Annotated in this window: 11 protein-coding genes; 10 read left to right on the top strand and 1 reads right to left on the bottom strand. The window is 70.9% G+C overall.

Features of this window, described 5'->3' with window-relative positions; genetic code table 11:
• Positions 1 to 226: 226 nt before the first annotated feature.
• From CJ197_RS01315 to CJ197_RS01290, 6 genes are all read left to right on the top strand, one after another.
• Positions 227 to 1,210 (top strand): hypothetical protein, encoded by a 984-nt coding sequence (locus CJ197_RS01315; RefSeq protein ID WP_146007679.1) that lies wholly within the window; start codon positions 227 to 229, stop codon positions 1,208 to 1,210.
• Positions 1,211 to 1,432: 222 nt separating this feature from the next.
• On the top strand, positions 1,433 to 2,908 hold the full coding sequence (locus tag CJ197_RS01310) for an aspartate kinase (protein ID WP_102234951.1): 1,476 nt from the start codon (positions 1,433 to 1,435) through the stop codon (positions 2,906 to 2,908).
• The gene (locus CJ197_RS01305; protein ID WP_102234950.1) at positions 2,905 to 4,050 is read left to right on the top strand and encodes an aspartate-semialdehyde dehydrogenase; all 1,146 of its coding nucleotides are present in this window, start codon (positions 2,905 to 2,907) and stop codon (positions 4,048 to 4,050) included. The genes CJ197_RS01310 and CJ197_RS01305 overlap by 4 nt, the downstream gene beginning before the upstream one ends.
• Positions 4,047 to 4,901 (top strand): TetR/AcrR family transcriptional regulator, encoded by an 855-nt coding sequence (locus tag CJ197_RS01300; protein ID WP_102234949.1) that lies wholly within the window; start codon positions 4,047 to 4,049, stop codon positions 4,899 to 4,901. Before CJ197_RS01305 ends, CJ197_RS01300 begins: the two co-directional genes overlap by 4 nt.
• 61 nt (positions 4,902 to 4,962) lie before the next feature.
• Positions 4,963 to 5,361 carry a PRC-barrel domain-containing protein gene (locus CJ197_RS01295; RefSeq protein WP_102234948.1) on the top strand — a complete coding sequence of 133 codons (399 nt, stop codon included), beginning with the start codon at positions 4,963 to 4,965 and terminating at the stop codon, positions 5,359 to 5,361.
• 32 nt (positions 5,362 to 5,393) lie between these two features.
• The gene (locus tag CJ197_RS01290; RefSeq protein WP_233190574.1) at positions 5,394 to 6,722 is read left to right on the top strand and encodes an ROK family transcriptional regulator; all 1,329 of its coding nucleotides are present in this window, start codon (positions 5,394 to 5,396) and stop codon (positions 6,720 to 6,722) included.
• Here CJ197_RS01290 and CJ197_RS01285 read toward each other — a convergent pair.
• Positions 6,667 to 8,178, bottom strand: a complete 1,512-nt coding sequence (locus tag CJ197_RS01285; RefSeq protein WP_102234946.1) for a polysaccharide deacetylase family protein — start codon at positions 8,176 to 8,178, stop codon at positions 6,667 to 6,669. The two genes, CJ197_RS01290 and CJ197_RS01285, sit on opposite strands and share 56 nt — an antisense overlap.
• A gap of 143 nt (positions 8,179 to 8,321) precedes the next feature.
• Between CJ197_RS01285 and CJ197_RS01280 the strand changes: the two genes are divergently transcribed.
• From CJ197_RS01280 to CJ197_RS01265, 4 genes are read left to right on the top strand one after another with little or no spacing between them, the layout of a single operon-like run.
• Positions 8,322 to 9,743 (top strand): phosphoglucomutase/phosphomannomutase family protein, encoded by a 1,422-nt coding sequence (locus CJ197_RS01280; RefSeq protein ID WP_102234945.1) that lies wholly within the window; start codon positions 8,322 to 8,324, stop codon positions 9,741 to 9,743.
• The gene (locus tag CJ197_RS01275) at positions 9,740 to 10,531 is read left to right on the top strand and encodes a sugar phosphate nucleotidyltransferase (protein ID WP_102234944.1); all 792 of its coding nucleotides are present in this window, start codon (positions 9,740 to 9,742) and stop codon (positions 10,529 to 10,531) included. Before CJ197_RS01280 ends, CJ197_RS01275 begins: the two co-directional genes overlap by 4 nt.
• On the top strand, positions 10,528 to 11,805 hold the full coding sequence (locus tag CJ197_RS01270) for a galactokinase family protein (protein ID WP_233190573.1): 1,278 nt from the start codon (positions 10,528 to 10,530) through the stop codon (positions 11,803 to 11,805). Before CJ197_RS01275 ends, CJ197_RS01270 begins: the two co-directional genes overlap by 4 nt.
• A complete protein-coding gene (locus CJ197_RS01265; protein ID WP_102234943.1) occupies positions 11,802 to 13,157 on the top strand; it encodes a M20/M25/M40 family metallo-hydrolase in 1,356 nt (451 codons plus the stop codon). The genes CJ197_RS01270 and CJ197_RS01265 overlap by 4 nt, the downstream gene beginning before the upstream one ends.
• Positions 13,158 to 13,206 lie beyond the last annotated feature (49 nt).

Here is a 13,206-nt window from a genome sequence, read left to right as displayed (position 1 = left end):
CCGTCGGACCTCCTAAAGCGCAGACGGCTACGTTTTCGTGGGAATCGATGGTCAATTTCCACGAGAACGTAGCGGTCTGCACTGGGGCTTCCGCGCTGGGGCTCGGGCGCATCGCGGGGGAACGCACGGGTGTCGGACCCGGGCGCGGGCACCGCACGATAGGTCATTGACCTGCGAATTGTGGATAACTGTCGGAATGCTCTCCGGGCTGCGGGATGCTCGGGTCATGTCTCGACCTCCGACGCTCCTGCCGTCGCAGCTTCTCGCCTCTGTGTTCACGTCGGCCGAGGCAGCTGCGCTCGGCGTGGATCCCAACCGGCTGCGCGCACAGGACCTGCAGCGCATTGGTCAGGGCCTCTACCTGGCCGCCGGTGCGGTGCCCACGGAGATTGGCGTGGCGTCGGCATTCACCCGAGCTGATCCGCGTGTTGCCGCGCGGGGACTCACTGCGGCGCGGCTGTGGAATCTCCCGCTTCCGCGGCAGCTCGGCACGTGGAGTCCACCGACGGCGGGAGACATCAACGCGGGGTATGAGATCGGGGTTGATCCGCGGATCCAGTTGGCTTCCGGTGGTCATGCGCGACGCAGTACGCAGCTCGTGCGCTGGACAAGGCATCGGCTCCAGTCGCACGAGGTCGAGATGCATGGCGGCGTGCGGACCACCGGGCGGCTGCGCACGTGGCTTGATCTGGGCCGGACACTGTCGGTCGATGACCTGGTCGCGATCGGAGATCATCTGCTGCGCATCCCGCGCCTGTGGGCGGAAGGACGCGATGAACCCCATGCCACGCCGCGACAGCTGAAGGAGTCCCTCGAGGCCTATACCGGCAATGGCACTCCCGGGCTGCGTCAAGCAGCGGAGCTGATTCGCGTCGGATCGGACTCTCCGGCGGAGACGCGGTTACGACTCGCGGTGGTGCGTTCAGGGCTGCCGGAACCGGAGCTGAACCGCCCCATTCTCGTGGGAGCAGTGTCGCTGGGGGAGCCGGATATGTCCTGGCCAGCGTGGAAGGTGTGTCTGGAGCACGACGGCGCTCATCATCGTGAAGCTGAGCAGCAGCACCGAGATATCCAGCGCCGTGAGCGTCGCGAGCGGTATGGCTGGATCGAAGTGCAGACGGTAGCGAAGGATCTGCGCAGCTCCTGTGAGGCTGCGACCAGTTGGGTGCGCGATGCCCTGATCCGACGAGGATGGACCCCGACAACCTGAGGTCGCAGAGCCCTACGAACCCCTCGACCTGCAGACGGCTACGTTTCCGTGGGAATGAGTGGCCTATTTCAACGGAAACGTAGCCGTCTTGGCGGGGTAGCGGGCGCGTGCTTGGCGGGGTAGCGGGCGCGTGCCCGTGGGACGGCTCGGCAGGTCCCGGCGGGGCGCTCGTAGACTGGCGGACGCCCCTGCCCCCGCACCCCACGCCGAGAGGAACCGCCGATGAGCCTGGTCGTCCAGAAGTACGGGGGATCCTCCGTGGCCGATGCGGATGCGATCCGCCGCGTGGCCCGCCGCATCGCCCTGTATGCGCAGGCCGGGCATCAGGTAGTCGTGGTGGTCTCGGCGATGGGTGACACCACCGATGACCTCATCGACCTGGCCCACCAGGTGGCCCCCACCCCGCCGCCGCGCGAGCTGGACATGCTGGTCACTGCCGGGGAGCGGATCTCGATGGCGGTGCTGTCGATGGCCCTGAACGCCCTGGACGTGCCCGCCCGCGCCTACACCGGCTCGCAGGCCGGGCTGATCACCGATGAGGAGCACGGCCGCGCCCACATCCTCACCGTCACCCCGGGCCGTATCGAGCAGGCCCTCGAAGCGGGGCAGGTCGCGATCGTCGCCGGCTTCCAGGGCGTCTCGAGCACCACGAAGGACATCACCACCCTGGGCCGCGGCGGCTCGGACACCACGGCGGTGGCGCTCGCGGCGGCGCTCGGCGCCGATGTGTGCGAGATCTACTCGGACGTCGACGGGGTGTTCACGGCCGATCCGCGCATCGTCCCCTCGGCCCGCCGCGTCCCCTGGATCACGAGCGAGGAGATGCTGGAGCTCGCGGCGAACGGCGCGAAGATCCTCATGGCCCGCAGTGTGGAGTACGCGCGGCGCTATGACGTGACGCTGCATGTGCGCTCGAGCTACTCGGGGCGACTGGGCACCGTGGTGTCCGATGATCCTGCGCGCGAGATCCCGGTGGACCCGACCGTCACCGTCCGCACCGCCGAGGTCGCCCGCCGCGACGCCGCCGATCCCAGCAAGGAGATCCCCGTGACGACACCGTCGCCCCAGAACCAGAACCAGAACCAGAACCAGAACCAGAACCAGAACCAGGACCAGGACCCGACCGCCGCGCCTCAGCCCGGCAGGGATCCCCACTGCCCGGATTTCACCGCGGAGGGCCTCGAGGCCCCGCTGATCTCCGGCGTCGCACATGACCGCAGCCAGGGCAAGATCACCGTGGTGGAGGTCCCGGACAGCCCCGGCAAGGCCGCGCTGCTGTTCGACGTGGTCGCCGCGACCGGCGCGAACATCGACATGATCGTGCAGAACACCTCCACCACCGACGACACGGTCGCGATCTCCCTGACCCTCCCGGAGGCCGACGCTCCCGCGGCTCTGGAGGCGATCGAGCAGGCGCATGAGGCGATCGGCTACGCGGAGGTGCGCTACGACGACCAGATCGGGAAGGTCTCGATCGTCGGCGCGGGCATGCGCTCCCACCCGGGCGTCTCCGCTCGCCTGTTCCGCTCCCTCGGGGAGGCTGGCATCAACATCGACATGATCTCCACCTCGGAGATCCGCATTTCGGTGGTCACTGACCGGGGCCGCCTAGATGATGCGGTGCGCGTGATCCATACGGCGTTCGGCCTCGACGCCGAGCAGACCGAGGCCGTGGTCTACGGAGGGACCGGACGATGAGCACCCAGCAGCCCACCACCCAGCACACCCCCGATTTCTCGGCCACCCCCGGATACGCGGCCGACGGGCCCGTGATCGGCGTGGTCGGTGCCACCGGACAGGTGGGCCGGGTCATGCTGACCCTGTTGGCCGACCGGGCGGTCGCGCATTCGCGGATCCGTGTCTTCGCCTCGGCCCGCTCGGCCGGCAGCACCGTGCGCTACGCGGACCTCGACCTCGTGGTCGAGGACGCCGCGAGCGCGGACCTCACCTCGCCCGGGCAGCAGGTGGACATCGCGATCTTCTCCGCGGGCGGCGCCACCTCTCGCGAGCTCGCGCCCCGCTTCGCTGCGGCGGGGGCGACGGTGGTGGACAACTCCTCGGCCTGGCGGCGGGACCCTGACGTGCCGCTCATCGTCTCCGAAGTGAACCCGCAGGACCTGGCTAAGCGTCCCAAGGGCATCATCGCGAACCCGAACTGCACCACGATGGCGGCGATGCCGGCCCTGAAGGCCCTGCATGACGAGGCGGGCCTGACCCGCCTTGCGATCTCCACTTACCAGGCGGTTTCCGGATCGGGAGTCGCAGGCGTGCAGGAGCTCGCCGCGCAGATCCGCCGCGCCGCGGACCGCCTCGAAGAGCTCGCGCTGGACGGCTCCGCGGTGGATCTCGGGCAGCCGACGGTGTACGCGGAGCCGATCGCCTTCAACGCTGTCGCGCTCGCCGGCAGCCTGGTCGATGACGGCTCGGGGGAGACCGATGAAGAGCAGAAGCTCCGCCACGAGTCCCGACGCATCCTGGGCCTTCCTGACCTGGCCGTATCCGGGACGTGCGTGCGCATCCCGGTGCTGAGCGGCCACGCCTTGACCATCCATGCCGAATTCGCCGAGCCCCTCGCCGCCGAGCGCGCCCGGCAGCTGCTGGAGGCGGCCGACGGGGTGAACGTCATAGACCTGCCGACTCCGCTCAGGGCAACCGGCCATGATGGCACATTCATCGGACGGATCCGGCAGGACCAGGCGGTTCCAGGGGGGCGTGGCCTCATCCTCTACGTGGTTGCCGATAATCTGCGCAAGGGTGCGGCGCTCAACGCGGTCCAGATCGCGGAGCTGCTCGCCGCGCCCTCACCAGCGAGAGACGTCAGGCGAAGGAGCAGACCATGATGCGCGCCGCGGGAAGTGGCCCCACCGGAACGGGCCCGGTCCCGGCGCCACTGTCAGCCCAGGCCTCGGACCGCACGCACACGGAGGCTCCCGGCTCCCGAGGACCGGCAGCCGGGGATCCGCTCACGCGGGCGCTGCGGGCCTTGGACTCGATCTCCTCGGTCGACTTCGAGGGCGGGGACGGACTGCGCACGGCGACGTCGGTCCCGAACACCCCCGGGACGGCCGACGGCTCCAAGGCCTCCTCCTCGCAGTCCTCGGGGCGGCGCGAGGCGATCCTGGATGCGGCCTCGGCACTGTTCGCCGAGCGCGGATATCACGGGGCGAGCCTGCGGGAGATCTCGCGTCGGGTGGGGATCTCCCATCCGGGCATGCTGCACCACTTCTCCTCCAAGGAAGTACTGCTCAGCGCGGTGATCGACCGGCTGGAGGCGCATGCGCAGGGCCTGCTGAACTCGGTGGATTCCCTCGCGGGATCCCCGCAGGTGCTGCTGGCGGCGCTGGCGGGACCGTGGGATCCGCGCGGGCATCAGATGGCGCTGATGGCGACGCTATCCGCGGAGATCGTCAACCCGGATCATCCGGGCCGGTTCCGGATCGCGCGGCTGCGCCTGGTGCATGAGCATGTGCTGGAGAAGGCGCTCGAGGGCCTCGCGGAGGCCGGGTATCTGCGGGAGGGCGCGGGGCCGACGTTCCTGGCCCGCACCGTGTTCTCCGAGCTGCTGAGCCTCACGGTGCGTGAGCACACCGTCCGTGAGCTGCAGAAATCTGCGGTGGCTGATCCGATCGACGATGTGCGTGAGCTGATCGGCCTGCTCTTGGTCGACGCGAAGGACGAAGCGCAGAACTGAGCTCCGCCCACCGGCGCATCCGGGCCCGCGGCAGGGAGCCGGATCGCTAGGATCAGGAGCTGTGAGCACTGCACCCTCTAAATCCCCGGCGCCGCCGCTGCGCCCGGCTGACCTCGAGGGCGTCACAGTGCACGGGGCCGACGGGGTCGTCGTCGGCCGCGTCCGCGACATCTACCTGCGCGATGCCACGGGCGAGTTCGCCGCCCTGGCGGTGATCCGCCGGCAGCTCAGCTCGCGCACGGTCCTGCTGCCGGCCACGGTGATCGCCGCCCTGCCGCGTGAGCCGGATCGGGAGCGCGCCGAACCCGACGGGCTGCACCTGAGCATCCCCGCCGCGATCGCCCGCGGCGGCCCGTGCCCGCCCGCGACCGGGCACGTCGGCGCCGCAGAGCTGCGCGAGCTCGAGCAGTGGTACGCCCGCGCCGCCCGGCCGGACGGTGCGACCCACGCCGCATCATGAGCCCGGCCGCCCGCCCGCGGAGCCACGCCGCAATGCGCAGCGCGAACCTCTCGCTGCTGCTGCGCGATCTGGCCGATCACGGCCCGAGCACCCGGGCGAATCTCGCCCAGCGCACCGGCCTGTCGAAAGCAGCGGTGACCTCGCTGGTCACGGATCTGTCGGAGCGCGGGCTGGTGCGCGAGGGCCCGACGCAGCGGCAAGGCGGCGTGGGCCGACCCGGCACCGCGCTCCACCTCGATCCCACGCGGGTGGCCGGCATCGGCATGGATCTCGCGGCGGATCAGCTCACCGTGTGCCTGCAGGACCTCGGCGGTGGCGTCCGGTTCACCACGGCGCGCCCTACCCCGTTCATCGCCGGCGGAAAGCGGGGACGGGACGCCGCCGCTCAGGGGGCCGACGGGCAGCCTGCCGCCGACGCTGAGCCCGCCCGCACCTACCCCGCGGCCACGGTCCTGGATCTTGCGGCGCAGCTGATCTGCGAGGCACAGCAGGTGGCCGAGGCGGCCGGACTGTGGGTCGCGGGCGTGGGCGTCGCCGCGCCCGGCCCGATCGACGAGCAGTCCGCGACGGTGCGCTTCGCCTCGAACCTCGGCTGGCAGCAGGTGCCGCTCGCCGCGGAGCTCGACCAGCGCCTCATGGGGGAGGAGCTGCCGGTCGCGGTGCAGAATGACGCGAAGCTCTCCGCGCTCGCGGCCGCCCCGCGCCTGGCCCGCCGCGGGGTTGCGGACCTCATCTATCTCACCGGCGATGTCGGCGTGGGCGCGGGCATCATCGTGGGCGGCAACCTGCTGCGCGGCTTCTCCGGCAGCTCCGGCGAGGTGGGGCACATCAGCCTGGGCGCACCGACCCCCACCGCCCCGCTCCGTGCCTGCCGCTGCGGCCGCCGCGGCTGCTGGGAGACGCTCGTCGGCCTCGAGGCGGTCCTGGACCTGCTGCCCGCCGAGGATCCCGGGCGCACCGCGGACTGGTCGATGGCGCGGCGCCTCGCCCGCCTGCGCGAGCTCGCCGCCGCACGAGAACCCGCCATCACGGAGGGCATGGCGCAGCTGACCACCGATCTCGCCCGGGGCCTCGGGGTGCTCACCGATGTGCTGAACCCGCAGGTCGTGATCCTCGGCGGGGCCTTCGGCGAGCTCGCCGAGCTGCTGGTCAGCCCGGTGCAGAAGGCGCTGGATGCGCGGCTGCTGGACCCGGCAGGTCGCGTCGAGGTACTCGGCTCATGGCTCGGGCTCCAGGCCGCGGCTCGCGGCGGAGCGACGCTCGCCCTGCAGCGGGTGCTCGAGGATCCGCTGCGCGTCCCGGTGCTCAGCCCGCCTGCGAGTAGCGCTCGCCCGGGACCGGATCCGGCAGCAGCTGGCTGACGGTCACGAAGGTGAAGCCCGCGGCCTTCAGATCCTCGATCACCTGCGGCACCGCGTCGACGGTGCTGGCGTGGATGTCGTGCATGAGAGCGATCGAGCCGCTCGCCGGATTCTGCATCGCCGTGCGCGTCTGCGCAGGATCGTGGTGGCGCCAGTCCTCGGTGTCGATGTTCCACAGGATCTGCGCGACCCCCAGCTCCGCGGACACCTCATCGACGGTGCCGTTCGTCGCGCCGTAGGGCGGGCGCAGCAGGGTGGGCCGTGCGCCGGTGATCTCCTCGATCGTCGTGGAGGTGCGGTCGATCTCCTCCCGCACGGCCTCGGCCCCGAGGCCGGAGAGATCCGGGTGGGACCACGAGTGGTTGCCGATCTCATGCCCCTCGGCGACCTGCCGCACGAGCACATCGGGGAAGGCCTGCGCCTGGGAGCCGAGGACGAAGAACGTCGCGGGCACCTCATGCTCGGCGAGGATGTCGAGCAGACGCGGTGTGGTCGAGCCGGAGGGCCCGTCATCGAAGGTTAGCGCGATGAACTTTCCGTCGCTGGGGTCCACTGGCGGGTGGACGGTGACCTCGGGGCGGTCGGGCAGGTCGGCCGGGGCCGGGTCGAGCGTTGCGGCGAGCCCCGTGCGGCCCGTCTCAGTCAGCCAGCCCGCACCGTCCGGGTCGGGCAGGGCGACCGCGGGGGCGCCCGCGGATCCGGGGCCGACGGTGTGCGAATCGAAGCCCACCAGCAGGTCCCCGTCGGCGGTGAAGGCGATCAGCGCGCTGCCCTCATCCAGCGCGGAATCCACCCATGCGGAGTCGACGTCGTCGATGTGGTCCCCGAGCTCCGCGGTGACGGCCTCGGCGATGTCCCCGAGATGCTCGGACACGAACAGGTCGCCGGGGGAGAGCACGCGCCCGGCCCGAGTGTCGTACCAGAGGCTGCGCCGCTCCTGCCCGATGCTCGCGCCGGGGGAGTAGCTGGTGGTCAGCACGAATCCGGCGATGTCCGCGCTGAGCGCGGTGGCCTGCCAGGTGCCGGAGATCCAGATCGGCGGAGTCTCGCTGTCGCCGCCATCGGAGGGGGCGGGCGGCAGGCCGTCGCGGAAGTCCTGTTCCTGCCCCTCGGCGAATTCTCGCGTCGCGGTGTTCAGGGTGTCGTGGCCGCCCAGCTGCGGGACCACGATGTGCATGCGCAGGGTGTTGTCGGAGATCGTGAGCACGTCGAGGTCCGGCAGGGCAGAGGGGTCGACGGCGGCTGGCTGCGGCCACGCGGGGGCCGGGGTGCCGACGATGTCCTCCCCGTCACCGCTGGTGCCCCCGTCGGAGGGGCCGCCACCATCGGAGGGGCCGGGCGATGCAGTGGGGTCGGTGCCTCCGCGGTCGGTGCAGGCACCGAGGGCGAGGGATCCCCCGAGGGAGGCCAGGAGCACACGGCAGAACTGGGAACGCGGCAACTCGGAACGCAGCACGCCGCCAGGTTACTGCGAATAACACAGGGGGGAACCTGTCGAAAGTCTTGACGGCATGCGCCCGTCGTCGTAGTTTGTTCACAACGTGAACGTATTGGCGGGAGGCTGCCCCACCCCGCCGCCCCGCCCGCGAAGGAGCATCCATGATCAGGTTCGGCACCGGTGGCTGGCGCGCCATCATCGGTGATGAGTTCACCCGCGCGAACGTCCGCTTGCTGGCCCAGGGCCTCGCGGACCGCATGCACGATGAGGGCGTCGCCGAGCGCGGCATCGTCATCAGCTACGACCGGCGGTTCCTCTCCGACGTCGCCGCCTGGTGGGCGATCGAGGTGCTGGCCGGCAATGGCATCCCGGTGCGCGTGATCACCCGCCCCGTGCCCACGCCGATGTGCATGTGGACGGTGAAGCAGCAGGAGGCGCCCTACGGCCTCGCCGTCACCGCGAGCCACAACCCGGCCCTGTACAACGGCATCAAACTCTTCACCGCCGGCGGACGCGATGCGACCCTCGAGGTCACCGATGAGCTGGGTGAGCGCATCGCCCCGCTCACCGAGGCGGACGTGAAGGCCCTGGCCCCGCATGAGGCACGCAGCAGCGAGCTGGTCACCGAGCAGTCCTCGATCAACTGGTACCTCGACGCGATCATGGAGCAGCTGGACCTGGAGACCATCCGCCACGCCCATCTGCACGTGGTGCTGGACCCGATGTTCGGCGTCGCGCAGACCAGCATGCAGACCATCCTCATCTCCGCCCGCTGCCAGGTGGATGTCATCAACGCCCGCCACGATCCGCTGTTCGGCGGCCGCATGCCCTCCCCGGCGGAGGGGTCGCTGGCCCCGCTGCGGCAGGCCGTCCTCGAGCAGGGGGCGGATCTGGGCATCGCGACCGACGGGGATGCGGACCGCCTGGGCATCATCGATGACACCGGCGAATACCTGAGCCCCAACCAGGTGCTCGTGCTGCTGTACGAGTACCTGCTGAGCACCAAGGGCTGGTCCGGCCCGGTGGTGCGCAACATGTCCACCACCCATCTGCTGGACCGGGTCGCCGCCGCCCACGGCCAGGAGTGCCATGAGGTGCCGGTGGGCTTCAAGTGGATCAGCGCGAAGATGGCCGAGACCGGCGCGATCATCGGCGGTGAATCCTCCGGCGGCCTCACGGTGGCCGGGCACATCCCCGGCAAGGACGGCATCCAGGCCGGCAGCCTGCTGGTGGAGATGGTCGCGGCCTCCGGAAAGAAGCTTTCGCAGATCTACCAGGACATCGTGGACCGCTACGGGCGGCTCGAGATGGTCGAGGCTGCCTACGCGTACACTCCTGCCCGCCGCGAGGAGCTGCAGCAGCGCATCTTCGTCGAGCACGAACTGCCCTCCTTCGACCGCGATATCGCGCGGATCAGCTGGGAGGATGGGGCCAAGGTGTACTTCGCTGACGACTCCTGGCTGACCATCCGCTTCTCCGGCACCGAGCCGGTGATCCGGGTGTTCGCGGAGGCCCCGACCCTGGAGGAGGCGCAGCAGCTGGCGAGCGCCGTCGCCGACCGTTTCGACCTGGGAGAGTCATGATCACCACCGCCGTCGTCCTGGCCCGGGGACTGGGCACCCGTATGCGCGCCGCGGGCGGGGAGAACCTGAGCGCCGAGCAGGCCGCCGCAGCGGCCAGCGGGCATAAGGCCCTGATGCCCATCGGCGAGCACCGCCTGGTGGACTATTCGCTGTCCGCCCTGGCCGATGCCGGGATCACCCGGGCGGTCCTGGTGGTCGCCCCCGAGCATGCCGAGTTCGCCGAGCACATCGCGCAGGTGGCCCCACAGCGCCTCGAGGTCCTCTTCGCCGTGCAGGAGGAGCCGAGGGGCACCGCCGATGCCGTGGCCGCCGCCCGGGAGGCGGTGGGGGAGGAGCCGTTCCTCATGGTCAACGGCGACAACCTGTACCCGGGCGAGGGTGTGCAGCAGCTCCTGGCCGCCCCCGGCAATGCCCTGCTGGGCTTCGAGCGCACCGCCCTGGTGGAGCAGTCGAACATCCCCGCGGACCGGGTCGCCGCCTTCGCGATCATCCAGCAGCAGGACGGGATCCTCACCGGCATCCTGGAGAAGCCCTCCGCGGAGGATCTCGCCGCCGCGGGTGAGAACGCCCTGGTGAGCATGAACTGCTTCGCCTTCACCCCGGAGATCTTCACCGCCTGCGAGCAGATCACCCCGAGCACCCGCGGGGAGCTCGAGATCGTCGATGCCGTACGGGCCCTCGCGACCGTGCAGGTGATCCCCTTCGCCGGGGGCGTGCTGGACCTCTCCCGCCGCGAGGACATCGCCGATGTGCAGCGCCGCCTGACCGGAGTGGAGGTCTCCCTGTGACCGGCCCCGCCCGCACCGCCGCGACCTGGCGGATGCCCGGCCGCATCGAGGTGCTGGGCAAGCACACCGACTACGGCGGCGGCCGCGTGCTGGTGTGCGCCGTCGACCGCGGCATCACCGTCCGCGGCGAACTGACCGGCGGTGAGCCCGGGACCGTGCGAGCCCGCACCGATGTGCACCCCGATGCGGTGAGCCTGCGCAGCGGCGAGGAGCCGCCCCTGCCACCTGGGCATTGGGGCCGCTACGTCCACACGGTGCTCGAGCGGCTGACCAAGAACTTCGGGCCCCTGCCGGCCGCGGAGCTGAGCGCCACCTCCAACCTCCCACCCGCCTCGGGCATGTCCAGCTCCTCCGCGCTGCTGACCGCCACGGCGATGGTCCTCGCGGACCTTGCGGGCATCACCGACTCCCCAGCCTGGACGGCGCAGATCACCGACCGGGTGGCGCTCGCCGGCTATGCGGCCTCGATCGAGAACGGCAAGACCTTCGGCACCTTCGCGGGCCGACCGGGAGTGGGCACCTCCGGTGGTTCCCTGGACCACACCGGCATGCTCACCGGGCGCGACGGCATGATCTCCTACGCCGAGTTCGACCCGATGCGCGTGATCGACACCGTGCCGCTCGCCAAGGACTGGTCCTTCGTGGTGGCCGTCAGCGGGGTGCTCGCCGAGAAGACCGGCGCCGCGCGTGAGGCCTACAACCGCGGCCCCGCCCTGCTGACCCAGGTGGTCCAGGAGTGGAACCGCCGCACCGGCCGACGGGACGCCTCCGTGCAGGCCGCGGTCCGCTCCCTGGTGGGGGAGGACCTTGAGGAGCCGCTCGCGGCGGAGGATCCGCGACTGGACCCGCTGCGGGAGATCCTGCCCGTCGGCGCCGAAAGGGACCGCCTGGAGCAGTTCCTGCGCGAATCCGGGGAGATCGTGCCGCGTGCCCACCAGGCTCTTCGCGCTGGGGACATCGAGGCGTTCGCCCAGCAGGTGGAGGTCTCCCAGCAGCTCGCCGCGACGCACCTGGGCAATCAGGTGCCCCAGACCATCCAGCTCGTGGACCTCGCCCGGGAGTTGGGTGCGGCGTCCGCAAGCTCCTTCGGGGCGGGCTTCGGCGGCAGCGTGTGGGCGCTCGTGCCCACCGCGGACGCCCCGGCCTTCGCCGCGGAATGGCTTGAGCGCTACCGCGCGGGCGGCGATGCCCCCGAGGGCGCCGATGTGCTCATCACCCGCCCGGGCGTGGCCGGGACGCGAGTGGACGGGGCGGCGGATAGCCTGGGTCGATGACCCTCGCCGAGCCGACCGCTGAGCAGCTGACTCTCCTGCAGGACGAGGCGGTGCGGATCACCCGCGAGCTGATCCGCATCGACACCACGAACTACGGCGGCCACGACCCGCAGACCTGGGGCCCGGGGGAACGGGAGGCCGCGGACTACGTCATGCAGCTGCTGCAGGAGGTGGGGCTCGAGCCGGAGCTGCTGGAGTCCGAGCCGGGCCGGGCGAGCGTCGTGCTGCGCCTCCCGGGCCAGGACCGCGAGCGCGGCGGACTGGTGATCCACGGGCATCTGGATGTGGTGCCCGCGCACGCCGGGGACTGGTCGGTGGACCCCTTCGCCGCGGAGATCATCGACGGGGTGCTCTATGGCCGCGGTGCCGTGGACATGAAGGACATGGACGGCATGATCCTCGCGGTGGTGCGGCACCTGGCCCGCACCGGCCAGAAACCCCCGCGGGACCTCGTGATCGTCATGTTTGCTGATGAGGAGGCGGGCGGCACCTACGGCTCCCGCTGGATGGTCGAGCACCACCCCGAGGTGTTCGACGGCTGCACCGAGGCGATCAGTGAGGTGGGCGGCTACTCGATCACCCTGCCCACCCCATCGGGCACTGCGGAGCGCGCCTACCTGCTGCAGACCGCAGAGAAGGGCATGGCCTGGCTGCGTCTGCGGGCGTCCGGCCGTGCCGGCCACGGCTCGGTCCCCAATGACGAGAATGCGATCGTGCGCCTGGCCCGCGCGATCGCCGCGATCGACGCCCACGAGTTCCCCCGCGAGTACGTGGCGAGCGTGCGCACCCTGTTCGATCGGGTCGCCGACATCACCGGGCAGGACTGGGATGAGGCGGACCCGGAGGCGTTCCTGCCGCTGCTGGGCGGGGCCCGCCAGTTCGTGGCCGGCACCCTGGCCGACAGCGCGAACGTCACCACCTTCCATGCCGGCTACAAGGGCAATGTCATCCCCCAGACCGCCGAGGCGCAGGTGGACTGTCGGTTCCTGCCCGGCCACGAGGATGCGCTGCTGGCGCTGATCGACGAGCTCAGCGGCGAGCACGTGGAGGTCATCGTGGAGACGCTCGGGGTGGCGCTCGATGCGCCCGATGACACCCCATTCGTCCACGCCATGCACCGCGCCATCCTCGCCGAGGACCCCGGGGCCCATCTGCTGCCGTACTGCCTGAGCGCCGGGACCGACAACAAGCAGCTCTCCCGGCTGGGGATCGCCGGGTACGGGTTCGCGCCCCTCCAGCTGCCCGCGGACCTCGATTTCGCCCCGCTGTTCCACGGCGTCGATGAGCGTGTGCCGGTGGAGGCGATCCGCTTCGGGGCCCGCGTGCTGCTGCGCCTCGTGGCCGACTGCTGAGGGACCTGCGGAACCTTAGAAGGCGCCCTCGGGGTCTCGATGCTAGGAA

This window comes from Brachybacterium sp. UMB0905 (assembly GCF_002871795.1).
In the GTDB taxonomy this organism is placed as follows: domain Bacteria; phylum Actinomycetota; class Actinomycetes; order Actinomycetales; family Dermabacteraceae; genus Brachybacterium.
This window is presented reverse-complemented; position numbering and strand designations above follow the sequence as displayed.